The 24,008-nt window shown below is 72.8% G+C and carries 18 protein-coding genes, 1 pseudogene and 1 riboswitch; of the genes and pseudogenes, 10 read left to right on the forward strand and 9 right to left on the reverse strand.

Features of this window, described 5'->3' with window-relative positions; genetic code table 11:
• Nucleotides 1-16: 16 nt before the first annotated feature.
• On the reverse strand, nt 17-1,129 hold the full coding sequence (locus tag RWE79_RS23880) for a C40 family peptidase (RefSeq protein ID WP_475942094.1): 1,113 nt from the start codon (nt 1,127-1,129) through the stop codon (nt 17-19).
• Between the two features lie 8 nt (nt 1,130-1,137).
• Nucleotides 1,138-1,284, reverse strand: a riboswitch (cyclic di-AMP (ydaO/yuaA leader).
• 174 nt (nt 1,285-1,458) lie between these two features.
• Between RWE79_RS23880 and pcrA the strand changes: the two genes are divergently transcribed.
• A complete protein-coding gene (pcrA, locus tag RWE79_RS23885; RefSeq protein WP_475942095.1) occupies nt 1,459-3,909 on the forward strand; it encodes a DNA helicase PcrA in 2,451 nt (816 codons plus the stop codon).
• Nucleotides 3,910-3,979: 70 nt separating this feature from the next.
• Here the strand turns inward: pcrA and RWE79_RS23890 are convergent.
• Both RWE79_RS23890 and RWE79_RS23895 read right to left on the reverse strand, forming a co-directional pair.
• Nucleotides 3,980-4,699, reverse strand: a pseudogene (locus tag RWE79_RS23890) (M23 family metallopeptidase); the annotation flags it as partial.
• Nucleotides 4,700-5,273: 574 nt separating this feature from the next.
• Nucleotides 5,274-6,101 (reverse strand): alpha/beta fold hydrolase, encoded by an 828-nt coding sequence (locus tag RWE79_RS23895; protein ID WP_475942096.1) that lies wholly within the window; start codon nt 6,099-6,101, stop codon nt 5,274-5,276.
• A 250-nt stretch (nt 6,102-6,351) separates the two neighbouring features.
• On the opposite strand from RWE79_RS23895, the gene RWE79_RS23900 reads away from it, so the two are divergent.
• A complete protein-coding gene (locus RWE79_RS23900) occupies nt 6,352-6,765 on the forward strand; it encodes a cobalamin B12-binding domain-containing protein (protein ID WP_475942097.1) in 414 nt (137 codons plus the stop codon).
• A gap of 66 nt (nt 6,766-6,831) precedes the next feature.
• On the opposite strand, the gene RWE79_RS23905 is transcribed toward RWE79_RS23900, so the two are convergent.
• Together RWE79_RS23905 and RWE79_RS23910 are read right to left on the reverse strand one after the other, a co-directional pair.
• Nucleotides 6,832-8,364, reverse strand: coding sequence for a DUF5691 domain-containing protein (locus RWE79_RS23905; protein ID WP_475942098.1), 1,533 nt, complete (start codon nt 8,362-8,364; stop codon nt 6,832-6,834).
• Between the two features lie 54 nt (nt 8,365-8,418).
• Nucleotides 8,419-9,759: an SWIM zinc finger family protein gene (locus RWE79_RS23910; protein ID WP_475942099.1), complete on the reverse strand. Its 1,341-nt coding sequence runs from the start codon at nt 9,757-9,759 to the stop codon at nt 8,419-8,421.
• Between the two features lie 165 nt (nt 9,760-9,924).
• Between RWE79_RS23910 and RWE79_RS23915 the strand changes: the two genes are divergently transcribed.
• From RWE79_RS23915 to sucD, 5 genes are all read left to right on the forward strand, one after another.
• A complete protein-coding gene (locus RWE79_RS23915; RefSeq protein WP_475942100.1) occupies nt 9,925-11,013 on the forward strand; it encodes an ATP-binding protein in 1,089 nt (362 codons plus the stop codon).
• Nucleotides 11,010-13,262, forward strand: coding sequence for a DUF5682 family protein (locus tag RWE79_RS23920; RefSeq protein ID WP_475942101.1), 2,253 nt, complete (start codon nt 11,010-11,012; stop codon nt 13,260-13,262). Before RWE79_RS23915 ends, RWE79_RS23920 begins: the two co-directional genes overlap by 4 nt.
• Entirely contained in the window at nt 13,259-14,428 is a 1,170-nt protein-coding gene (locus tag RWE79_RS23925; protein WP_475942102.1) for a VWA domain-containing protein, read from the forward strand. Before RWE79_RS23920 ends, RWE79_RS23925 begins: the two co-directional genes overlap by 4 nt.
• Before the next feature lie 218 nt (nt 14,429-14,646).
• Complete coding sequence (sucC, locus tag RWE79_RS23930) at nt 14,647-15,822, forward strand: ADP-forming succinate--CoA ligase subunit beta (RefSeq protein WP_475942103.1); 1,176 nt, start codon at nt 14,647-14,649, stop codon at nt 15,820-15,822.
• A 20-nt stretch (nt 15,823-15,842) separates the two neighbouring features.
• On the forward strand, nt 15,843-16,727 hold the full coding sequence (sucD, locus tag RWE79_RS23935; protein ID WP_475942104.1) for a succinate--CoA ligase subunit alpha: 885 nt from the start codon (nt 15,843-15,845) through the stop codon (nt 16,725-16,727).
• A gap of 74 nt (nt 16,728-16,801) precedes the next feature.
• Here the strand turns inward: sucD and RWE79_RS23940 are convergent, their stop codons facing one another.
• Complete coding sequence (locus tag RWE79_RS23940) at nt 16,802-17,674, reverse strand: sigma factor-like helix-turn-helix DNA-binding protein (RefSeq protein ID WP_475942105.1); 873 nt, start codon at nt 17,672-17,674, stop codon at nt 16,802-16,804.
• Nucleotides 17,675-17,753: 79 nt separating this feature from the next.
• Between RWE79_RS23940 and RWE79_RS23945 the strand changes: the two genes are divergently transcribed.
• The gene (locus RWE79_RS23945; protein ID WP_475942106.1) at nt 17,754-19,337 is read left to right on the forward strand and encodes a cell division protein PerM; all 1,584 of its coding nucleotides are present in this window, start codon (nt 17,754-17,756) and stop codon (nt 19,335-19,337) included.
• Here the strand turns inward: RWE79_RS23945 and RWE79_RS23950 are convergent.
• A complete protein-coding gene (locus RWE79_RS23950; protein WP_475942107.1) occupies nt 19,241-20,089 on the reverse strand; it encodes a hypothetical protein in 849 nt (282 codons plus the stop codon). The two genes, RWE79_RS23945 and RWE79_RS23950, sit on opposite strands and share 97 nt — an antisense overlap.
• Nucleotides 20,090-20,318: 229 nt before the next feature.
• Between RWE79_RS23950 and purN the strand changes: the two genes are divergently transcribed.
• Nucleotides 20,319-20,933, forward strand: a complete 615-nt coding sequence (gene purN, locus RWE79_RS23955) for a phosphoribosylglycinamide formyltransferase (RefSeq protein WP_475942108.1) — start codon at nt 20,319-20,321, stop codon at nt 20,931-20,933.
• Nucleotides 20,930-22,489, forward strand: a complete 1,560-nt coding sequence (gene purH, locus RWE79_RS23960) for a bifunctional phosphoribosylaminoimidazolecarboxamide formyltransferase/IMP cyclohydrolase (RefSeq protein WP_475942109.1) — start codon at nt 20,930-20,932, stop codon at nt 22,487-22,489. Before purN ends, purH begins: the two co-directional genes overlap by 4 nt.
• A gap of 70 nt (nt 22,490-22,559) precedes the next feature.
• Here the strand turns inward: purH and RWE79_RS23965 are convergent, their stop codons facing one another.
• Both RWE79_RS23965 and RWE79_RS23970 read right to left on the reverse strand, forming a co-directional pair.
• Nucleotides 22,560-23,141, reverse strand: coding sequence for a hypothetical protein (locus RWE79_RS23965; RefSeq protein ID WP_475942110.1), 582 nt, complete (start codon nt 23,139-23,141; stop codon nt 22,560-22,562).
• A 56-nt stretch (nt 23,142-23,197) separates the two neighbouring features.
• Entirely contained in the window at nt 23,198-23,980 is a 783-nt protein-coding gene (locus RWE79_RS23970; protein ID WP_475942111.1) for an RDD family protein, read from the reverse strand.
• Nucleotides 23,981-24,008 lie beyond the last annotated feature (28 nt).

The raw sequence follows: 24,008 nt of genomic DNA on the forward strand, positions 1-24,008 counted from the left end.
CGGGCCCTTCGTCCGCTCAGGCCATCCGGGCGTAGCCGACGATCGGCATCTCGCTGATCGGCGCGATCTTGACGACCGTGCCGGTGTGCGGGGCGTGGATCATCTGGCCGTTGCCGATGTAGAGGCCGACGTGGCTGATGCCCGAGTAGAAGAACACCAGGTCCCCCGGCTGGAGGTCGGACGCGCTGACCTTGGTGCCGTAGCTGTACTGCGCGGCGGCGGTCCGCGGGATCGAGACCCCGGCGGCGGCCCATGACGCCTGGGTGAGCCCCGAGCAGTCGTAGGAGTTGGGGCCGGTGGCGCCCCACACGTACGGCTTGCCGCGCTGGGCCTGGGCGAAGGCGATCGCCTTGGCGGCCTTGGCGCTCGTGCTGCTGCTGGAACCGGTGCTCGTGCTTGTGCTCGTACTGGCGCTGCCGCTGGTCGAGGAGTGCACCGTGGCCGCGGCCTTCGCCGCGGCGGCCTGCTCCTGCTTCTTCTTCAGCGCCGCCAGCCGCGCCTTCTCCTTGGCGGTGAGGCCGTTCAGCAGCTTCTGGGCGGCCGTCAGCTTCTCCTGGACGGCCTTCTTCTCCTTGCTGAGCTCCTTCTGCGCGGCGTCCAGCTTGGCCAGGCTCTCCACGGCCTCGCCGCGCTGCTTGGCGACCTCCATCTGCTGGGTGCGGAAGGTCTCCAGCGCCGTTTCGGTGCGGCCGGACATCCGGTCCATCACGTGCGCGTTCTCAAGGAGTTGCTGCGGGTCGTTGGCCAGCAGATAGGTGGTCGTGCTGTCCAGGCCGCCGCTGCGGTACTGGGCGGCCGCGTACTCGCCGAGCTGGTCCCGGGTGTCGTTGAGCTTGGCGGTCTTGCGGGAGACCTCGTCCAGGAGCTTGTCGGCGGCGGTGCGCTGCTTCTCGGCCTTGTCCTTGGCCGCGTTGTAGCGCTCGGTGGAGGCCTCGGCCTGCTCGTAGAGCTTGTCGACCTTCGCCTGGACCTTCTTGATGGCCACCGTGGTGCTGCCGGCGCTGGGTGCCGCGCTCGCGCTCTCCCCGAAGAGAGTGACCGTCGCCAGTGCGGCGGTCGTGAGCCCCACGGCCGCACGCGGGCCGGGGGCGGTGAGTATGCCGGTGCGGGGTTTGCGGTGGGTCGCCAAGGCAGGCGGCTCCTTCCGTTGACCGCTTACCGGGTTAGCTGTCGGGTTCGGGCATCGGAAGGCCGCCCTACGGTCCGCGAAGGACCGATTCACCCCAAGGTCGTCGTACGTGGGTCCCCGGCTCCGGCTCGCGCCGGACTCAGCGAAGGCGGCCCGTGACGGCACGGTCACCGCCGGAGGAGCGGGCCACCTGATGCGGAACCGTAATCAACGGGAGTGGTCCTTGGGAAGACTGATGTTCGATATGTCCGGAAACCCATGTGTGACCTCTACCGTACGTACACGTTCCGGCAGGGACTGTCGGTGGCACGGCCTAGACTCGGGAGGCGATGAGCAGCCTCTTTGACGACAGCTTCCTGGCCCACCTCGAACCGGCCGACGGCCCGCCTCCGCCCCCGGAGGAGACGCCCGCGCCGGAGCCGGTTCCGCACGACCTGTTCGGCGGTCACTTCGACGTGCCCGTCGAGCGGGACGCGTACTACCGCGACGGCGCCCACCGGCCGGTACTGGACGCCGCCGCGCTGCTCGAAGGGCTCAACGAGCAGCAGCGCGCGGCCGTCGAGCACGCGGGGGGCCCGCTGCTCATCGTCGCGGGCGCCGGTTCCGGCAAGACCCGGGTGCTGACCCACCGGATCGCCCACCTGCTGGCGACCCGCCATGTGCACCCGGGCGAGATCCTGGCGATCACCTTCACCAACAAGGCCGCCGGCGAGATGAAGGAGCGCGTCGAGCAGCTGGTCGGCCCGCGCGCCAATGCCATGTGGGTGATGACCTTCCACAGCGCGTGCGTGCGCATCCTGCGGCGGGAGAGCAAGCGGCTCGGCTTCACCTCCAGCTTCTCGATCTACGACGGCGCCGACTCCAAGCGGCTGATGGCCCTGGTCTGCCGGGATCTCGACCTCGACCCGAAGCAGTACCCGCCGAAGTCCTTCAGCGCCAAGGTCTCCAACCTCAAGAACGAGCTGATCGACGAGGAGACCTTCGCCGGCCAGGCGGAGAACCCCTTCGAGAAGAAGCTCGCCGAGGCGTATGTGCTCTACCAGTCCCGGCTGCGCGAGGCCAACGCCCTGGACTTCGACGACATCATCATGACCACGGTCAACCTGCTCCAGGCCTTCCCCGACGTGGCCGAGCACTACCGGCGGCGCTTCCGCCACGTACTGGTCGACGAGTACCAGGACACCAACCACGCCCAGTACACCCTGGTGCGCGAGCTGGTCGGCACGTCGGAAGGCGTGGAGGATCCGGCCGAGCTGTGCGTGGTGGGTGACGCGGACCAGTCGATCTACGCCTTCCGCGGCGCCACCATCCGCAACATCCTCCAGTTCGAGGAGGACTACCCGCAGGCGCGGACCATCCTGCTGGAGCAGAACTACCGCTCCACGCAGACCATCCTCACCGCCGCCAACGCCGTCATCGAGCGCAACGCCTCGCGGCGTCCCAAGAACCTGTGGACGGAGTCCGGCGACGGCCCCGTCATCACCGGCTATGTCGCCGACCAGGAGCACGACGAGGCGCAGTACATCGCCGACGAGATCGACCGGCTGACGGACGCCGGGGACTCCAGGCCCGGCGATGTGGCGGTCTTCTACCGCACGAACGCCCAGTCCCGGGTCTTCGAAGAGGTCTTCATCCGGGTCGGGCTGCCCTACAAGGTCGTCGGCGGGGTGCGCTTCTACGAGCGCAAGGAGGTCCGCGACGTCCTCGCGTATCTGCGCGTGCTCGCCAACCCCGAGGACACCGTGCCGCTGCGGCGGATCCTGAACGTGCCCAAGCGCGGCATCGGCGACCGCGCCGAGGCCATGCTGGAGGCACTGGCGCTGCGGGAGAAGATCTCCTTCGCCGCCGCCCTGCGCCGGGTCGACGAGGCCTACGGCATGGCCGCGCGCTCGGCCAACGCGGTGAAGCGGTTCAACGAGCTGCTGGAGGAGCTGCGCACCGTCGTGGAGTCCGGCGCCGGGCCGGCCACCGTCCTGGAGGCCGTGCTCGAACGCACCGGCTACCTGGCGGAGTTGCAGGCCTCGACCGACCCGCAGGACGAGACCCGGGTGGAGAACCTGCAGGAACTCGCCGCCGTGGCCCTGGAGTACGAGCAGGACCGCACCGACGACGAGCCGGGCACCCTGGCGGACTTCCTGGAACGGGTCGCGCTGGTCGCCGACTCCGACCAGATCCCGGACGGCGAGGAGGGCGACGGCGGTGGCGTCATCACACTGATGACCCTGCACACCGCGAAGGGGCTGGAGTTCCCCGTCGTCTTCCTGACCGGCATGGAGGACGGTGTCTTCCCGCACATGCGCGCCCTCGGCCAGACCAAGGAGCTGGAGGAGGAGCGCCGGCTCGCCTACGTCGGCATCACCCGGGCGCGTGAGCGGCTCTACGTCACCCGCTCCACGATGCGCAGCGCCTGGGGCCAGCCCTCGTACAACCCGCCGTCACGCTTCCTGGAGGAGATCCCGGAGACGCTGATCGAGTGGAAGCGCACCGGCGGTTCCTCCGCTCCCTCGGCCTCCGCCTCCGCGGCGGCGGGCGCCGCCGCGGGGATCTTCTCCTCGCGGTCCGCCAAGGCCGGGCCGAGCGGCTTCGCGACCCGGCGGGTCGCCAAGGAGCGTCCGGTGGTGGCGCTGGCGGTCGGCGACCGCGTCACGCACGACTCGTTCGGGCTGGGCACGGTCGTCGGAGTGAAGGGCGCCGGGGACTCGGCGGAGGCGACCGTCGACTTCGGCGAGGAGAAGCCGAAGCGGCTGCTGCTGCGGTACGCGCCGGTGGAGAAGCTCTAGGGGCAGGGCAGGGCAGGGCAGGGCAGGGTCGTGCGGTGCGGGCCCGGGCCGGGCTCTGCGGGGCTCTGCCCTAGCGGGGGTCGAGACCCTTTTTGATCAGCCACTGCAACGGGTCGATGGCCGCGCCGCCGGCGGGCCGTACCTCGAAGTGCAGATGCGGGCCGGTGGAGTTGCCCGAGTTGCCGGAGTAGGCGATGACATCGCCGGCCTTGACCGTGCCGGAGCGGATCTTGGTGCTGCTGAGGTGGCAGTACCAGGTCTCGGTGCCGTCCGGGGAGGTGACTATGGCCATGTTGCCGTAGGCGCTGTTCCACTGGGTGCGGACGGTGCCGTCGGTCGCCGCCATCACGGGGGTGCCGTAGCTGACCGGGAAGTCGATGCCGGTGTGCACGGACATCCAGTTGACGCCGGCCTGGCCGAAGTAGGCACTGAGGCCCTTCTGCGTCACCGGGAGCAGGATCTTGGGGCGGGCGGCCTCCTTGGCGATGGCCTCCGCCTCCTTCTTCTTCCTCTCCGTGGCCTGGCGTTCCTTGAGGTCGATCCGCTCCTGCGTACGGCTGGCGCGGTCCGCGAAGTCGTCGGCGTCCCGGCTCACCCCGGCGAGCTGCTGGTCGAGCTTGGTGGTGGCGGTGGTGGTCGCCGCGTCGGCCCGGGTCTTCGTGGAGCCGGAGCCGGCGCTGCTGCCGGTCACGGTGGCGGCCGCGCAGGCGGCGACGCCCATCACGGCGACGGAGGGGACGGCGACGGTGAGCAGGGCAGAGCGCTTCGCGGGGCGGCGGCGCCGGCTGCGGTTGGCACTGCGGGGCCCGGCGGGCGAGGGGATGAGTACGGCGGCCGCGGGTTCCGCTTCGCATTCCGGTTCCGGTTCCGGTTCGTACTCGGGCTCAAATTCCAGCTCGGCTTCCGGCTCCGGCTCGTAGTACGCCTGGATGTCGGGCGCGGGCTCGGGCTCGGGTACGGGCTCGGGTACGGGCGTGGGCTCGGCGTACTGCTGGTACTCGGCGTACGCGTACTGCTGGGGGTACTCCTGGTACTGCTGCTGATAGGGCTGCTGCTGGTACTGCGGATACTGCTGGTACTGCTGGTACCCGTTGGTGTCCCAGCTCTGGGGGTAACCGTTCGATCCGAAGAGCGGATCATCGTCCGCGTAGACGGCTCCCACGGGCTGGTAGGAGGCGGTCGCATAGCCGCTCTCGTACCCGTAGGTGCTGTACTCCGGATCGTTCACCGCTTCTCTTTCGCCTCGGCAGCAGGAGAATTAGCGGCGACTGTATCCCCCTGTGGGGGACGGGGACAATCTTCGGCAGGTTTCGGACCTCCGCAATGCACTGTGTTCGATACGGTTTCGAGCGTCTTCGGCGTCCCTAGGCCGCGTCCATGGCTCCGGACGCCAGTTCCTCGCCCACCAGTGCCTCCCGGATCCCGGCCGCGATGGCCGCGTGGACGGGCATGGTGAGATGTCCGATTCCAGCGATGTGCACATTTCGTGCGATGAGATCCGGATGTTCCAGGCGCGCCGATTCGACGGGACTCATCAATTCGTCGAGGTCGCTCCAGAAAGCGACAAAGCGGGTGCGGCAGCCGGGGGCGGCTTTCGCCAGCTCGTCCATGAGTTCGGAATTGGGCCGCATCTGCCGGACGATCGGATGCGGGTTCAGCAGCGGCGCGGCCCGGGTCCCCGAGTGCGGGGTCCCCAGGGTGACCAGGGTGCGGACGCGGGAGTCGCCGCCGAGGCGCTGGACGTAGTACCGCGCGATCAGGCCGCCGAGGCTGTGGCCCACGATGTCGACCTGGCTGTGCCCGGTGCGTTCGCAGACCTGTTCGATGTGGCGGCCGAGCAGGGCGGCGGCGGCCCGGACGTCACAGGTGAGCGGGGAGTAGTTGAGCGCCTGGACATGGGTCCAGCCGTGCCGGCGCAGAAAGCGGCGCAGCAGGGCGAAGACCGACCGGTTGTCCACGAAGCCGTGCAGGAGGAGGACGGGCGGGTGGGAGCGCCCGGCGGTGGGGAGGAGAGGCGGTGCCTCCGATTCCGGGCCGGGATCGATGACGATCTGGAGCTCGCGCTCCTGAAGGATGCCGGTCGGATAGAGGAAGAGATGCCCGGTCAGGATGGCGATCTCCACGGCTGCGGCTCTCAGGTATGCCGCGTGGCGCAGCAGACGGTCTCCGGCTCCGAAAGACAGGACGGCCATGGCCTACCTCCCGTGCGGCACGCCGGGAACGTCCCTGTCCCCCGTGTGCCGAAGAACGCTTGAGCCCGCGCCGGGCCCCCGACCGATCGGGGGCCGTCTGCGGGCCCTTCGCGTTGCCAACGTGTTTCGTGTCCCACTGTGTGATTTCCCCCTCGCTGCGCGTTGTAAAACTGTCCGGCGCGGGATCCTGGCGATAACGTTCGTTCACGCTTGGGTCCGCCGAGCGCTGGAACCGTGCATGGAGGCAGTGATGGGAGTGTCCGGTCCGATCCGCGTTGTGGTGGCCAAGCCAGGGCTGGACGGCCATGACCGTGGGGCCAAGGTCATTGCCCGTGCCCTGCGCGACGCGGGCATGGAGGTCATCTACACCGGCCTGCACCAGACGCCCGAGCAGATTGTCGACACCGCGATCCAGGAGGACGCCGACGCGGTCGGGCTGTCCATCCTGTCCGGCGCCCATATGACGCTCTTCGCCAAGGTCCTGGACCTGCTCCGGGAGCGCGACGCGGAGGACATCAAGGTCTTCGGCGGCGGCATCATCCCCGAGGCGGACATCGCGCCCCTCAAGGCGCTGGGCGTCGCCGCGATCTTCACCCCGGGTACGCCGACCGGTGACGCGGTGGCATGGGTCCGGGGGAACGTGCGTCAGACCGCGGAGGCGTAACCGCACAGCCCTGGCCAAAGCCCGGCGCCGCCGCGGGACAGACGGGGCGCAGGCGGGGCACGGAGCCTAGGCCAGCTCGGCGAGCATGGCCGCGCGCAGCCGCAGTGTGCCGACCAGTCGCTGGAAGGCCTCGGCCCAGTAGGCGGCGGCGCCCGGAGTGGCGTCGGCCGGCTCGTCCGCCACGGCGGTGAGCGGGGTGGCCCGGTCCGCCACAGCCGGGTCGAGACAGCGCTCGGCCAGCCCCATGACGCCGCTGAAGCTCCACGGATAGCTGCCGGCGTCCCGTGCGATGTCCAGCGCGTCGATCACGGCTCCGCCCAGCGGCTCGGCCCAGGGCACCGCGCACACGGCGAGCATCTGGAAGGCCTCGGACAGCCCGTGCGAGGCGACGAAGGCGGCCACCCGGTCCGCGCGCTCCCGCTCCGGCAGCACCGACAGCAGCTTCGCCGGGTCCCCGACCGGTGTCTGCCCCAGCAGGGCCCTTGCCCATTCCGCGTCCCGCTGCCGTACGGCGGCCCGGCACCACGCCGCGTGCAGGTCGCTCTGCCAGGAGTCGGCCACGGGCAGCCCCACGACCTCCTCCGCCGTACGGCCGCCGAACCGCTCCCGCCAGGTCGCCAGCGGTGTGGCGTCCACCAGCTGCCCGAACCACCACGCCCGCTCCCCGCGCCCGGCCGGAGGGACCGGCACGATGCCGTCCCGCTCCATCGCGGCGTCGCAGGCGTACGGCGCCTCCACCAGGATCCGGGGGCCGGAGTCCGTGCGGCCGCCCCGGTCGGTGGACAGGTCGAGGGACACACAGCTGCGGGCGCGCTGCGCCATCCGTGCCGCCAGCGCCGAGCCGGGCAGGGCGGACAGCAGCTCGGCGGCGGTCGCCCGGACGTTGCGGCTGCGGTCGGACAGCGCCTGTTCGAGGAACGGCTCGTCGGCCGGTGTCAGGCCGTCGCGCAGCGCGTCCACGAACATCAGCCTGTCCTCGGCCCGCTCCGAGGCCCAGGTGGTCCGCAGCAGCGCCAGCCCGCGCTCCGGGTCCCCGGTCCGCAGCCGGGTGAGCACCGCTATCCGCTCCGCGAACAGGCCCTCCTCCCACTTCCCGAGGTCGGGGTCGGCGCCCGGGGCCCCGCCGCCCCCGGTGCGCAGCGCGAACCTCCAGTCGGTGTTCAGCTCCGCCAGCCACAGCGCCCTGGCCCCGGCCAGCGTCAGTGCCTCCGTACGGATGTCCGTGCGCGCCCTGGCCGCGTCCAGCAGTGCGGGCAGCAGCGCGGGCGGGGCCGCGTACCCCCGGGCGTTGGCCGCCGCCAGCCACTGGGGCAGCAGTTCCCCGACGTTGGGCTCCGCGCTGCGTCTGCCCCCCGCGCCGGACGCACCGCCGCCCTTCCGGTCGGCCAGCAGCAGGGCCAGCCTGCGCCGTGCCGCCTCCGGCAGTGCCGGCCGCTGGTCCACCGGGGCCGGGGCCGGCCGGGGCCCGGCCGATGCCGGACGCAGGCCCGCCCGGCGCCGTACGGTCTCGGCCGCGGCGCGGGCCAGCAGCGCCTCCGGCTCCCCGCCACGCCGCTCCGTACCGAGCAGGGCGGTGCCCACGAGTTCGTTCCAGGTCATCCTTCAGCTCTCCGTTCAGGGCGGGAGTCGGCAGGGTGCTTCAGGGGCGGGGCCTCACAGCGGCACCGGCAGGCCGTCGCCGCCCCACACGGTGAGCGGCTGGAAGCCCCGGTGGCCGAGCTCCCCGAAGACGGTGACGGGGTGGCCGCCGGAGACGGCCGCGAGCCGCCACGGGGTGGCCCGGAGGGCGAGGGGCAGGGCGTCGGCGCCACCAGCCGGGTCGCCCGCGGCGTCGGCGAGCTGCCAGCCCGTGGAGGACGGTATGGGCACGACCCCCGAGAGGACGACCGGCCAGGCGTCCAGCCAGGGGTCGTCGGCGAGGGCGTCGCCGTAGGAGGAGAGGGCCGGGCCGACGGCGGTGCCGGGCGGGACGCCCCCCGGGACGGCGGGCCCGTGAGCGGGGCCGAGGGTGGCGCGCAGCGGGCGGGCGGCGGGGTGGTACGCGAGGTCGGCGTCGAGCCGGAGACCGACGGGAAGGGCGAGTTCGGGTGCCCGGCCGCCCGCGCCGAAGGACAGCAGCAGCGCGGGACGGCCCCCGGACTCGCCGTGCAGCCAGATGCGACGGGTCGTCAGCCGGTCGTCGGAGGTGTCGTGCTGGGCCAGTACGAGCCAGTGGTCCCGTACGGGGCAGGCATCGCCGGTGCCGGTGCCGGTGAAGCCGATCCGGGTGCGGACGGTGGCCGCCAGACCGGCCGGCAGGGTGTCCTGCCGGGTGTAACCCTGCGTCAGCAGGTAGAGGAGCGAGGCCTCCTCCAGCATGCGTGAGGGCCAGTCACCGCCCGTGCCGACGACGCCGCCGAGCTCACGGACCCGCGAGGCCAGTCCGGGCGCCTGGGCGTCGACCATGCGGGCGGCGGTCTCGTCCCAGCTCCGGTAGTCCTCGCGTTCGGCGCCGGCCAGGCCGGTGCGCAGCAGGTCGGCCAGCCGCTGTTCGAGCTCGGAGGCGCCGGCCGCGACCCGCTGGGCGCGCCGCTCGGCCCGCTGCCGGGCGGCGGCGGGGTCGGCCAGGGTCCCGGCGGCCGGGCGGGCGGCCTCCCGCTCCCCACGGCCGTGGCGGGCGTCGAGCCATTCCGTCACCCAGTCGGGACGGCCGGCGGCCGCGGTGGCCGCGACGGTGCCCCCCGACCACAGGAGCAGCAGCCCGAGTGCGTGCTTGCACGGGAACTTGCGGCTCGGGCAACCGCACTTGTAGCCGGGCCCCGACGTGTCGACGACCGTGCGGTAGGGATTGCCGCCGCTGCCCGCGCACAGCCCCCACACCACCGGCCCGGTCGTGCCCGTGCCGGACCAGGGCGCGGGCGCCGCGAGCCGGGCCCCGGCCTTGCGTGACGAAGCGTCAGGGGCCAGTGCCAGAACCTGGTCCGCCGTCCATCGTTCCTGTCCCTCTTCCTCCATGTCCGCAACGCTACGGCCGAGCACTGACAAACGGCTCCGACCTGGGCGTTCGGCTCTGCCGAGGCCGATTGTCAGTGGCGTGATGCATGGTGGGAACCACGGACGGCCGCGGGGGCTGACGGGTCGTCCGTTCCATTCCATGTGCGAGAAAATCAGGGGGGATCCATGTCCGCCGACACCACGCTCAGGCCGCATGCCGAGGACGCGTTCGCCCAGGAGCTCAAGGCCCTCGCGGCGGCCGACGACCGGCCGCGCCCGGCCCGCTGGAATCTGTCGCCCTGGGCGGTCGCGACATATCTGCTCGGAGGTGTGCTCCCCGACGGCCTGGTCATCACGCCCAAGTACGTGGGTCCGCGGCGGATCGTCGAGGTCGCTGTCAGCACCCTGGCCACCGACCGGGCGCTGCTGCTGCTCGGTGTGCCGGGCACGGCCAAGACCTGGGTGTCCGAGCATCTGGCGGCGGCCGTCAGCGGTGACTCCACGCTGCTGGTCCAGGGCACCGCGGGCACACCCGAGGAGGCCATCCGCTACGGCTGGAACTACGCGCAGCTGCTGACGAACGGGCCGAGCCGGGACGCGCTGGTGCCGGGCCCGGTCATGCGGGCGATGGCCGAGGGACGGATCGCGCGGGTGGAGGAGCTGACCCGGATCCCGGCCGACGTCCAGGACACCCTGATCACCATCCTGTCCGAGAAGACCCTGCCGATACCGGAGCTGGCCGCCGAGACGCAGGCCGTGCGCGGCTTCAACCTCATCGCCACCGCCAACGACCGTGACCGCGGGGTCAACGATCTGTCCAGCGCCCTGCGCCGCCGCTTCAACACGGTGGTGCTGCCGCTGCCCGCCTCCGTGGAGGACGAGGTCGACATCGTCGCCCGGCGGGTCGACCAGCTCGGCCGTTCGCTGGAGCTGCCGGTGCTCCCGGACGGCACGGACGAGATCCGCCGGGTCGTCACGGTCTTCCGCGAGCTGCGCGGCGGGGTGACCGCCGACGGCCGCACCAAGGTCAAGTCGCCCTCCGGGACGCTGTCCCCGGCCGAGGCGATCTCGGTGGTCACCAACGGGCTGGCCCTCGCGGCGCACTTCGGCGACGGCGTCCTGCGGGCGGGCGACATCGCGGCCGGTCTGCTGGGCGCCGTGGTCCGCGATCCGGCGGCGGACCGGGTGGTGTGGCAGGAGTACCTGGAGACGGTGGTCCGTGAACGGGACGGCTGGAAGGACTTCTACCGGGCCTGCCGTGAGGTGTCGCGATGAGTGGTGAGGGCATCGCGCTGCTGGGGGTGCGGCACCACGGGCCCGGCTCCGCCCGGGCGGTCCTGGCCGCCCTGGACCGTCACCGGCCGGGCATCGTGCTGATCGAGGGCCCTCCGGAGGCCGACGCGGTGGTGGCGCTCGCCGCGGACGAGGGCATGCGGCCGCCGGTCGCGCTGCTCGCGCACGCGGTGGACGACCCCTCGCGGGCCGGGTTCTGGCCGTTCGCCGAGTTCTCGCCGGAGTGGGCGGCGATCCGCTGGGCGCTGGCCGGGGATGTCCCGGTGAGCTTCATCGACCTGCCGGCGGCGCATTCGCTGGCGATGCGGGATGGGGAGGAGGACCGGCAGGATGGGGAGCCCGGTCCGGACGCGAGGCTGGATCCGCTGGCCGTGCTGGCGCGGACCGCCGGGTACGACGACCCGGAGCGCTGGTGGGAGGACGCCGTCGAGCATCGCGGGGCGGCGGACCCGCTGGCGGCCTTCGAGGCGCTGGGCGAGGCGATGGCCGTCCTGCGGGAGGCGTTCGGGGACGGCGGACACCCGCGGGACGCGCCGCGCGAGGCGCATATGCGGCTGCGGGTACGGGAGGCACGGCGGGCGCACGAGCGGGTCGCCGTGGTGTGCGGGGCCTGGCATGTCCCCGCACTGGCCGCGCGGGCCACGGTGGCCGCCGACCGGGCGCTGCTGCGGGGGCTGCCCAAGGTACGGGCCGAGGTCACCTGGGTGCCGTGGACGCACCGGCGGCTGGCGCGGGCGAGCGGATACGGAGCCGGCATCGCCTCGCCCGGCTGGTACGGGCATCTGTACAGCGCCCCCGACCGGCCGGTCACCCGGTGGATGACCAAGGTCGCCGGGCTGCTGCGGGAGGAGGATCTGCCGGTGTCCTCCGCCCATGTCATCGAGGCCGTGCGGCTGGCCGACACCCTCGCGGCGATGCGCGGCCGCCCGCTCGCCGGGCTGACCGAGACGACCGACGCGGTGCGGGCGGTGATGTGCGACGGCTCCGATGTGCCGCTGGCGGTCATCCGGGACCGGCTGGTCGTCGGCGACGTGCTGGGCGAGGTGCCGGACGGGGCCCCGGCGGTGCCGCTCGCCCGCGACCTGGCGCGGGAACAGCGAAGGCTGCGGCTCAGGGCCGAGGCGGCGGACCGGGAGATCGAGCTCGACCTGCGCAAGGAGACCGACGCGGGGCGCAGCAGGCTGCTGCACCGGCTGCGGCTGCTGGGCATCGGCTGGGGCGAGCTCATACCCTCCCGCGCCGGGACCGGGACCTTCCGGGAGACCTGGCGGCTGCGCTGGGAGCCCGAGCTGGCCGTGCAGGTGGCCGAGGCGGGCATCTGGGGCACCACGGTCGGTTCCGCCGCCACCGCCCGGGCCGAGGACATCGCGTCGGCCGCCCGCGCCCTGGCCGATGTCACCGGGCTCGCCGAGCGGTGTCTGCTCGCCGCGCTGCCGGACGCCCTGCCGGTGGTCATGCGGGTGCTGGCCGACCGGGCCGCGCTCGACGCGGATGTCGCCCACCTCGCCGCCGCGCTGCCGGCTCTCGTCCGGGCCGTGCGCTACGGCGATGTGCGCGGCACGGATTCCGCCGCCCTGGACGAGGTCGCCCGGGGTCTGGCCGAGCGGATCTGCGTCGGGCTGCCGCCGGCCTGCGGCGGCCTGGACCAGGACGGGGCGCAGGAGATGCGGGGGCATGTCCGCGCGGTGCACCAGGCGGTGGCCCTGCTCTCCGACGGGCCGCTGCGGGAGCGGTGGTCGGCGGTGCTGCGCGGCCTGGCCGGGCGGGAGCGGGGGGTGCCCGGGGTGCTGCGGGGCGGGGCGGCGCGGCTGCTGGTGGACGAGGGGCGGCTGGAGGGGGAGGAGGCGGCCCGGCTGATGGGGCTCGCCCTGTCGCCCGGGGCGGAGCCGCAGGACGCGGCCGGCTGGGTGGAGGGCTTCCTGGCGGGCGGCGGGATGCTGCTGGTGCACGACGAGCGGCTGCTCGCGCTGGTCGACGGCTGGCTGTCGTCGGTCCCTTCCGGGGCCTTCGAGGACGTCCTGCCGTTGCTGCGGCGGACGTTCGCCGACTTCGAGCCGGGGGTGCGCCGGACGCTGGGTGAGCTGGTGCGCCGGGGGAGCCGGACGGTTCCCGGGACGGAGGGGACGACCGGGTTCGGCACGGGGCTGGACGAGACGCGGGCGGAAGCGGTGCTGCCGGCACTGCGGCTGCTGCTGGGGGAGCTGCTGGTGGGACGGAAGGGGACGGCATGAGCGACGAACGGCTGCGGCGCTGGCGGCTGGTGCTGGGCGGCGGCGCGGCGGACGGCACGGGCCGAGAGCTGTCCGGCCGGGACGCGGCGATGGACCGGACGCTGGGCGCGCTCTACGGGAGCGACCCGAGGACGGGCGGCTCCGGGGGCGGTTCCGGCGGCGGTTCGCGCAGAGCCGGCCTGGGTGGTTCGGCGCCGCAGATGGCCCGCTGGCTCGGGGACATCCGGACGTACTTCCCGACCTCGGTGGTCCAGGTGATGCAGCGCGACGCCATCGAGCGGCTCGGGCTCTCGGCGCTGCTGCTGGAGCCGGAGATGCTGGAGGCGGTCGAGGCCGACGTCCATCTGGTCGGCACCCTGCTGTCGCTCCACAAGGCGATGCCGGAGACCACGAGGCAGACCGCGCGGGCGGTGGTCCGCAAGGTGGTGGACGACCTGGAGAAGAGGCTCGCCACCCGTACCCGGGCCACGCTGGGCGGAGCCCTGGACCGGTCGGCGCGGGTGCGCCGCCCCCGGCACCGCGACATCGACTGGGACCGCACGATCCGGGCCAACCTCCGGCACTATCTGCCCGAGCGGGGCACGATCGTGCCGGAGCGGCTGGTCGGCCACGGCCGGGCCTCGCAGGCGGTGAAGAAGGACGTCGTGCTGTGCGTCGACCAGTCGGGATCGATGGCGGCGTCGGTGGTCTACGCGTCGGTCTTCGGGGCCGTGCTGGCCTCGATGCGGAGCCTCGACACCAAGCTGGTCGTCTTCGACACCGCGGTGGTGGATCTCACCGACCGGCTGGAGGACCCGGTCGATGTGCTGTTCGGTACGCAGCTCGGCGGCGGCACCGACATCAACCGCGCGCTCGCCTACTGCCAGTCGTTGATCACCCGGCCGTCGGAGACCGTCGTCGTCCTGATCAGCGATCTGTACGAGGGCGGGATCCGCGACGAGATGCTCAAGCGGGTGGCGGCGATGAAGGCGGCCGGCGTGCGGTTCGTCACGCTGCTCGCGCTGTCCGACGAGGGCGCGCCGTCCTACGACCGCGAACACGCGGCGGCGCTGGCCGCGCTCGGCGCCCCCGCCTTCGCCTGCACTCCGGATCTCTTCCCGGAGATCATGGCGGCGGCCATCGAGAAGCGTCCGCTTCCGATACCCGACGGCGGTACCTGGGCTTGACAGGCCAGGTCTGTGACCGTTCTCACCGCCCTCGTACGAGCTGCGATTTACCGGTGCACCCCGCACGGGGATAACCTGCGAGACGGACATGCCGCGTGCTCGGCCGACGTGTGCGCCCCCCGTACGACCGTTCGCAAATCGTACGAAGACGTCATCGACGACCCGTGGCGGCACGCTCACGCAGACAACGAACCCGCGATAACCAAGGACGGACGCGCGTGGACCTGTTCGAGTACCAGGCGAGGGACCTCTTCGCCAAGCACGGTGTACCGGTGCTGGCCGGTGAAGTCATCGATACGCCTGAGGCGGCGCGCGAGGTGGCAGAGCGTTTGGGCGGCCGAGCGGTCGTCAAGGCGCAGGTGAAGGTCGGCGGCCGTGGCAAGGCCGGCGGTGTGAAGCTGGCCGCCGACCCGGCCGACGCGGTGGTCAAGGCCGGGGCGATCCTCGGCATGGACATCAAGGGCCACACGGTCCACAAGGTGATGCTGGCGGAGACCGCGGACATCGCGGAGGAGTACTACGTCTCCTTCCTGCTGGACCGCACCAACCGCACCTTCCTGGCCATGGCCTCGGTCGAGGGTGGTGTCGAGATCGAGGTCGTCGCCGAGGAGAACCCCGAGGCGCTCGCCAAGATCCCGGTGGACGCGATCGAGGGTGTCACCGAGGCGAAGGCCCGCGAGATCGTCGAGGCGGCGAAGTTCGCCCCCGAGCTGCACGACCAGATCGTGGACGTCCTCAAGACGCTGTGGAAGGTCTTCATCGAGGAGGACGCCCTCCTCGTCGAGGTCAACCCGCTGGTCAAGACCGGTGACGGCAAGGTCATCGCGCTCGACGGCAAGGTCTCGCTGGACGAGAACGCCGAGTTCCGCCAGCCGGACCACGAGGCGCTGGTCGACCACGCGGCGGCCAACCCGCTGGAGGCCGCGGCCAAGGCCAAGAACCTCAACTACGTCAAGCTCGACGGCGAGGTCGGCATCATCGGCAACGGCGCGGGTCTGGTCATGTCGACCCTCGACGTGGTCGCGTACGCCGGCGAGGCGCACGGCGGTGTGAAGCCCGCCAACTTCCTCGACATCGGTGGCGGCGCCTCCGCCCAGGTGATGGCGAACGGCCTGGAGATCATCCTCGGCGACCCGGACGTCAAGTCCGTCTTCGTCAACGTCTTCGGCGGCATCACGGCGTGCGACGAGGTCGCCAACGGCATCGTCCAGGCTCTCGCCCTCCTCGCCGAGAAGGGCGAGGCGGTCAACAAGCCGCTCGTCGTGCGTCTCGACGGCAACAACGCGGAGCTGGGTCGCAAGATCCTTTCCGACGCCAACCACCCGCTCGTGCAGCGCGTGGACACCATGGACGGCGCGGCTGACAAGGCCGCCGAGCTGGCCGCGGCCAAGTAAGGGACGAGGAAACCACAACCATGGCTATCTTCCTCACCAAGGACAGCAAGGTCATCGTCCAGGGCATGACCGGCTCCACCGGCATGAAGCACACCAAGCTCATGCTGGCCGACGGCACCAACATCGTCGGCGGTGTGAACCCGCGCAAGGCCGGTACCTCCGTCGACTTCGACGGCACCGAGGTTCCCGTCTTCGGCACGGTCGCCGAGGCGATCGCGAAGACCGGCGCCAACGTCTCGGTCCTCTTCGTGCCGCCGGCCTTCGCCAAGGCCGCCGTCATCGAGGCCATCGACGCCGAGATCCCGCTGGCCGTCGTCATCACCGAGGGCATCGCGGTGCACGACTCCGCCGCCTTCTGGGCGTACGCCTCCAGCAAGGGCAACAAGACCCGGATCATCGGCCCGAACTGCCCGGGTCTGATCACCCCCGGCCAGTCCAACGCCGGCATCATCCCGGGCGACATCACCAAGCCGGGCCGTATCGGTCTGGTGTCGAAGTCCGGCACGCTGACGTACCAGATGATGTACGAGCTGCGCGACATCGGCTTCTCGTCGGCGGTCGGCATCGGTGGCGACCCGGTCATCGGCACCACCCACATCGACGCGCTCGCGGCCTTCGAGGCCGACCCCGACACCGACCTGATCGTCATGATCGGCGAGATCGGCGGCGACGCGGAGGAGCGGGCGGCCGACTTCATCGCCAAGAACGTCACCAAGCCGGTCGTCGGCTACGTGGCGGGCTTCACCGCCCCCGAGGGCAAGACCATGGGCCACGCGGGCGCCATCGTCTCCGGTTCGTCGGGCACCGCCCAGGCGAAGAAGGAGGCCCTGGAGGCCGCCGGCGTCCAGGTCGGCAAGACCCCGTCCGAGACCGCGCGCCTGGCTCGCGCGATCCTGGAGGGCTGAGTCCTTTCCACGGGGTTCCTCCCCGTACGACGCCGGGCCCGCCCCCTCTCCCGGGGGCGGGCCCGGCGTCGTGTTCAGTGGAACCCCTCGCGCGGCTCGATCTCCGTTTCGTCGCACCGCTGGTCGTACGGCGCGCAGCTCGGCAGGTCGCGGCGCAGCCGCGGCTCCGGATCGGTCTCCGAGGGGTCCTGTACGGAGACGGCCGCGGGCGACGGCGCCGGGGGGCGCGCCGGCCTCGTGAGGTCCATCAGCCCCGCGCTCAGCGCGATCCCGGCGGTGAGCGCGACCACGCCGTAGGTTTGCCGGCGGGTCCGGCGCTCGCTGCGGCGCCGGGAGGCCGCCGCCACCGTGGCGGCCCGGGCCGCAGCCGCCGCCGGAGCCTCGGCGTCCGGGCCGGCCGGGCTGTGCGGGCCGACGGGGCTGTCGGTGCCGTCAGGACCGGCCTCGCCGAGCAGCGCGGCCAGCCGTTCGGTCGTGCCCTCGCCCAGCGCGGCGCGGGCCCGCAGGACCCGCGCGGCGGTGGCGGCCGTACTGGCGGCGGTCTCGGCGGCGATGTCGGACAGATCGAGGCCGAGGCCGTCGTAGAGCAGCACGGCGCGGCGCGAGGCGGGCGGCAGCCGCAGCAGCGCGGTGTGCGACTCGGAACCGATACCGCAACCGCCGGGGTGGGCCCGGCGGCGCGGGCGGCGCCCGGGGATCCAGCGCTGCCAGGGCGCGAGCGCGTGCTCGTGGGCCGCCGCCCTTACCCATCCCACCGGGTCCGGGTCGACGGCGACGGCCGGCCACTGCTGCCAGGCGAGGTCGAAGGCGTACCTCACGGCGCGGCGGGCGAGCGCGGGGTTGCCGGTGAGCAGCTCGACCTGGCGGGCGACGGCGCCGGCGCAGTGCGCGTGGAGAGCGTCGTAGGCAGCCTCAGGTGTTATGCATGACGGTGGGATAAGCCGCATAGCGTCATATTCGGCGACACGATTCCCTCTCGCCATACTGTCGGGGCAAAACGGGTGGTTCAGGGCAGCATGGGGTGCCGTGAACCGCCAACTGACCGATCGCATCCCGGCGCTGCCCGAGCGCGCGCCCACCGCCTTCGCGGGAGGGGTGGCCGCCGCCGGCCTCGGGCTGGGCGGGGTGGCCGTCCTCGTCCTCTTCCTGTGGATCATCTCGCCCTACCCCGACAGCGGGGGCATCCAGGGCGCCCTGCATGTCGCCGCCGACCTGTGGCTGCTGGCCCACGGCACGGGGCTGGTGCGGATGGAGACCTCCGGCGGCGCCCCCGCACCGCTCGGACTGACGCCGCTGCTGCTCGCCGCCCTCCCGGCGTGGCTGCTGTACCGGGCCGGGGCGGACGCCACCGCCGACGAGGCGGACAACCCCGCCGGCGGCCGGACCGGCGGCCGGGCCCTGCTGGGGTGGCTGATCGGCGGCTATACGGCGGTCGGCGCCGCTGCGGTGCTCTACACGTCGTACGGGCCGGTACGCAGCGACGCCCTGCCGGCACTGCTGCATCTGCCGGTGTTCGCCGCGCTGGCCGCCGGGGCCGGAGCCTGGGCCGAGCGGGGCCGGCCGCCCCTCCCGCTGCCCCGCGCGGTGCCGCGCGGCGAGGCGGCGGCCGTCCTGCGGGCCGCCACGGCCGGGTCGGCGGTGCTGCTGGGCGGCGGCGCGCTGCTCGTGGCGGCCTCCCTGGTGCTGCACGCGGGTGCCTCCGCCGCGGCCTTCGCCGACCTCAGCGAGGCGCCCGCCGGGAAGTTCGCCGTTCTGCTGCTGGCCGTCGCGCTGGTGCCGAACGCCGCCGTCTGGGGGGCCTCGTACGCTCTCGGGCCCGGCTTCGCCATCGGCGCCGGCAGCGCCGTTCGTCCCTCGGGTGCGGCCGGCTACCCCGTGCTCCCCGACTTCCCGCTGCTGGCCGCCCTGCCGGACCAGGGCGCCGGTACGCCGCTGACCTGGGCCGCGCTCGCCGTTGCGGTCTGCGCCGGGCTGGCGGTCGGCGACTTCGCCTCCCGCGTGGCGCGTCCGGCCGGCCGTACCGCCGCCGTCGCGGGCTGCGCCGCCGGGCTGTGCGGGACGGGGACGGCGCTGCTGGCCGCCGTCGCCTCCGGCCCGCTCGGCTCGGGCACCCTGGCCGTCTTCGGCCCCCGGGCGTGGCTGGTGGGCGCGGCGGCCCTGGGGTGGACCGGGGTGATCGGGGTGCCGTCCGCGCTGGCTTTCCGCTGGTGGCGGCTGCGCGAGAGCGCGGACGGCCTGGAGGCGGCCGACACGGCAGGCGCGGCAGGCGCGGCGAGCGCGGCAGACATCAGCACCACACCAGTCACACCGGCCACGCCGGCCACGGCAAACGCGGCAAGCGCGCCGGATCGGCTGCCCGGGTCGGTGGCACCCGCCGTGCCGCGCCCGGCCGGGGTGTCCGGCGCCGATCTGTTCGCCGACCTGCCGTGGTGGCGGGAGCCGGAGACGCAGGCGCTCACCGAGTACCCGCCGGTGCCGCCGACGCTTCCGACGACTCCGGCCGCGGGCCAGGATCAGCCGTTGTCGACGACCGACCGCAACGGTGACGGCAGCAGATCGGCGCAGGCGGCCCGCGAGGCCGAGGTGAGGGCGTCCCGGGTGCAGGAGTAGTACTCCTGGTAGACGAGGTGGAAGGTGAAGGTGGCGGCCACCAGCAGGAAGGCGAGGCCGCCGGTGACGATGCCGCTGACGGCGGCCGTGCGCTGGGGCTTTTCGGGGAGCTCGCCGCCGGGGAGCTGGGGGCGGGGGTCGCCCTCGTGGACCGGGGCCCGGGACAGGGCGGCGGCAGCGGCGGCGCGGGCGTCGGCGCGCTGCTCGGGCTTCATGCGCAGCGCGGAGATGCCCCAGTAGACGGCCAGCGCGGCCAGGAGCAGCGACAGGGAGGTCCAGCCCAGGAGCGCGAAGAACAGCCCCCACATGCCGGAGAGCAGGGCGTAACGGGCGCGCCGCTGTGCCGGGTCGGTGGGGTCGAACCGGGGCGCGCTGGATCCGCCGGGGCCGCCGCCCGGCCCGCCGCCGGGGCCGGGACCGCCGCCCGGCCCGGGACCGCCGGGACCGCCGGGACCGCCGGTGCCCTGCGGGCCGCCGCCGAGGCCGCCGGGCTGACGGCCGGGCTGCTGGTCGCTCCACTGGCCGCCCCAGGCCGGCGGCGGAGGCGGGGGAGTGGGCCGGCCGCTCCCGGGCTGATCCGGCTCGCCGGACTGCCCGGGGTGTCCGGCCTGCCCGGCCTGTCCGGTCCCGTGGGGGCGGCGGGGCTGCCAGGGCTGTTCGGGCGCGTCCTCGGGCGGTGGGGCGAACGGGTTGTCCTGTCGCTCCGGGGAACGCTCCGTGCTGCGGCCGCTGCTCATGGTTGCTCGCGTCATCCCCTGCTGCTGCTCGTCTCGTGTCGGTTACGTCACGTCCGCTACGCGCGTACGCCCTTGCTCCTCCGCAGACGCTACCCTCCGCGCGCTCCCCCGTCCCGTGGGGGCGGGGCGGTGTGCCGGTATCGTTGCTGACGGTCGGCGGCCTCGTAGGGTTCCCCGGAATCCGATGGCCCTCCGACTCGTACGATCCTCCAAGTCGCCCGTATCTGCTGAGAGACATCCCGCCGTGGCTGCTTTTCCGCCTCCCGTCCGTCTCGTCGTGCTCGTCTCCGGCTCGGGCACGAACCTCCAGGCGCTGCTCGACGCCGGGGCCGCCCTGGGCGCGACCGTCGTCGCCGTCGGTGCCGACCGGGACGGTATCGCCGGACTGGAGAGGGCCGAGCGGGCCGGGCTGCCGACCTTCGTGTGCCGGGTGAAGGACCACCCGGACCGCGCCGCCTGGGACGCCGCGCTCACCGCGGCCACCGCCGGGTACGAGCCGGACCTGGTGGTCTCCGCCGGGTTCATGAAGATCGTGGGCAAGGACTTCCTCGCCCGCTTCGGCGGCCGTTTCGTCAACACGCATCCCGCCCTGCTGCCGAGTTTCCCCGGCGCGCACGGGGTGCGCGACGCGCTCGACTACGGGGCGAAGGTCACCGGCTGCACGGTCCACTTCGTCGACGACGGTGTCGACACCGGCCCGGTCATCGCGCAGGGCGTGGTCGAGATCCGCACGGACGACACGGAGGAAGCGCTCCACGAGCGCATCAAGGAAGTCGAGCGAAGGCTGCTCGTCGACGTCGTGGGTCGGCTGTCCCGCGACGGCTATCGCATTGAGGGACGAAAGGTTCTGTTGCCGTGAGTGCCGAGAGCAAGCGGGAGATCCGTCGCGCGCTGGTCAGCGTCTACGACAAGACCGGGCTGGAGGAGCTGGCGCGCGGCCTGCACGAGGCCGGGGTCGAGCTGGTCTCCACCGGTTCGACCGCCGCGCGGATCGCCGCCGCCGGGGTGCCGGTGACCAGGGTGGAGGAGCTGACCGGCTTCCCCGAGTGCCTGGACGGCCGGGTCAAGACGCTGCACCCGCGCGTGCACGCCGGCATCCTCGCCGACCTGCGCCTCGACGACCACCAGCGGCAGCTGGCGGAGCTGGGCGTCGAGCCCTTCCAGCTCGTGGTCGTCAACCTCTACCCCTTCAAGGAGACCGTCGCCTCCGGCGCCTCCGACGACGAGTGCGTGGAGCAGATCGACATCGGCGGCCCCTCCATGGTCCGCGCCGCCGCCAAGAACCACCCGTCCGTGGCGGTCGTCACCAGCCCGGCCCGTTACGCCGACGTGCTGGCCGCCGTCCGGGACGGCGGATTCGACCTGGCGCAGCGCAAGCGGCTGGCCGCCGAGGCCTTCCAGCACACCGCCTCCTACGACGTGGCCGTCGCGAGCTGGTTCGCGGGCGGTTACGCCCCGGCCGACGACAGCCCCTTCCCGGACTTCCTGGGCGCCACCTACGAGCGCCAGAACGTGCTGCGCTACGGCGAGAACCCGCACCAGGCCGCCGCCCTGTACGTCGACGGCACCCCCGGTCTGGCCTCCGCCGAGCAGCTGCACGGCAAGGAGATGTCGTACAACAACTACGTCGACACCGAGGCCGCGCGCCGGGCGGCGTACGACCACGACGAGCCGTGCGTGGCGATCATCAAGCACGCCAACCCGTGCGGCATCGCCGTCGGCGCCGATGTGGCGGAGGCCCACCGCAAGGCCCACGCCTGCGACCCGCTGTCCGCGTTCGGCGGCGTCATCGCCGTCAACCGGCCGGTGACCGTCGCGCTGGCCGAGCAGGTCGCCGAGATCTTCACCGAGGTCATCGTGGCGCCCGGCTACGAGGACGGCGCCGTCGAGGTGCTGGCCCGCAAGAAGAACATCCGGGTGCTCTCCGCTCCCGAAGCGCCGTGCGCGGTCAAGGAGTTCCGGCCTGTCGAGGGCGGTCTGCTGCTGCAGGAGAAGGACCGCCTCCAGGCCGGCGGCGACGACCCGGCCAACTGGACGCTGGCCACCGGCGAGGCGCTGTCCGCCGCCGAGTTGTCGGAGCTGCTCTTCGCCTGGCGGGCCTGCCGGGCCGTCAAGTCCAACGCGATCCTGCTGTCCAAGGACGGCGCGACGGTCGGCGTCGGCATGGGCCAGGTCAACCGGGTCGACTCGGCGAAGCTCGCCGTGCGGCGGGCCGGCGCCGAGCGCGCGGCCGGCGCCTACACCGCGTCCGACGCGTTCTTCCCCTTCCCGGACGGCTTCGAGGTGCTGGCCGAGGCGGGCGTGAAGGCAGTGGCCCAGCCGGGCGGTTCGGTCCGTGACGAGCTGGTCGTCGAGGCCGCGAAGAAGGCCGGCGTGACGATGTACTTCACCGGTACGCGGCACTTCTTCCACTGACGTCCCACGACCGGAGCCGCACCCCGGACTGCCCGGGGTGCGGCTCTGGTCTGTGTCGCGTGCGCGCCGTTCAGTAGCGCGGCCGGGCGAACCAGGCCCTGGTCTCGGCCTTGGCCGAGAACACCACGACCAGGATGCCGAGCACCAGGGTGAAGATCGCCAGCACCCCCGCGAACACCATGTTGGCCAGGCTGAGGACCACCACCAGCGAGCCGATGACGATCGCGCCGGTCCGTGTAGCGGGGCCCCCCGTGGTGAACTTGGTGCCCATCGCGATGCACACCGCCCCGAGCGCCAGCTCGAACACCCCGAGGAACCAGCCGATTCCGGTGTAGTTGTGGTAGACGCCCGAGTCGTCCGCCGCTGCCAGGATGCCGGCGAAGGCGAAGGCGACCAGCGCGAAGAGGATCTGGAGGCCCCCCACCACGAACAGCAGTACGCGGGCGCCCTTCGGCCCCGACGGCATCCGGCCCGGCAACTGGCCGGGTATCTGACCTGGGACCCCCGGATACCCGTACGGCACCTGCGGCTGCTGCGGATAGCCGTAGCCGGCCTGTGGCTGGGGCTGCGGCGGTTGCTGCTGCGGATAGCCGTAGGGCTGCTGCGGGGGCTGCTGGCCGTACGGGTTCTGAGGACCGGGCGGATAACTCACGTGCTGATTCCTCCGAGCGGACGAGAGTGGGGCGCCACGCCATTCTTATCGGATGTTTACCGGGTCTTGACGACGACCGACTTGATGATCTTGTCCGCGAAGGTCTGCGACTTGTCGTCCCACAGCGGCCACAGGAAGCCGATGTAGCAGGCGGCACCGTCCAGTCCGTGGCACAGCCGGCGTACGAAGGCCATACCGAAGCCCAGCGGACGGCCGTCCGCCTCGCGCAGCACCATGATGCCCAGGGCCTTCTTGCCCGGGGTCTGGCCCTTGGTGCCCTCCAGGTAGCAGATCACCAGGGTGGCGACGAGCATCAGCAGCGAGCCGAGCAGCAGCAGCACGATCGCGCCGGTGGGCGTCTCGGGGGTCGAGCAGCTGCTGTAGGTGCCGGTGTAGTCGCAGGTGGTGTCGAGCGCGCTGCTGACCAGCTGGCCGTACCCGACGAAGAAAAGGATCATCGGGATCAGGTTGAAGATCAGGCCGTCGACCAGCAGCGCGCCCAGGCGCGCGCCCCAACTCGCGTACGGGGGCATGCCCGGGACGGGGCCGCCGGGGTAACCGCCCGGGTAGCCACCGGGGTAGCCGCCCTGCGGGGGGTAACCGCCCTGCTGGGGATAGCCCTGCTGCGGGTATCCCTGCTGCTGGGGGAAGCCCTGGGGAGCGGCCGGCGGCTGCTGCGGATAGCCGTAACCGGGCTGGGCCGGCTGCTGCTGCGGGGCGGCCGGGGGCTGCTGGGGATAGCCGTACGGCTGCTGCGGCTGCTGCGGCTGCTGCGGCTGCTGGGGCTGCTGTGGCGGCTGCTGGCCGTACGGATTCTGGGGACCGGGCGGATAACTCACGTGCTGATTCCTCCGAGCGGGGACGATG

The organism is Streptomyces sp. RLA131 (assembly GCF_056270125.1).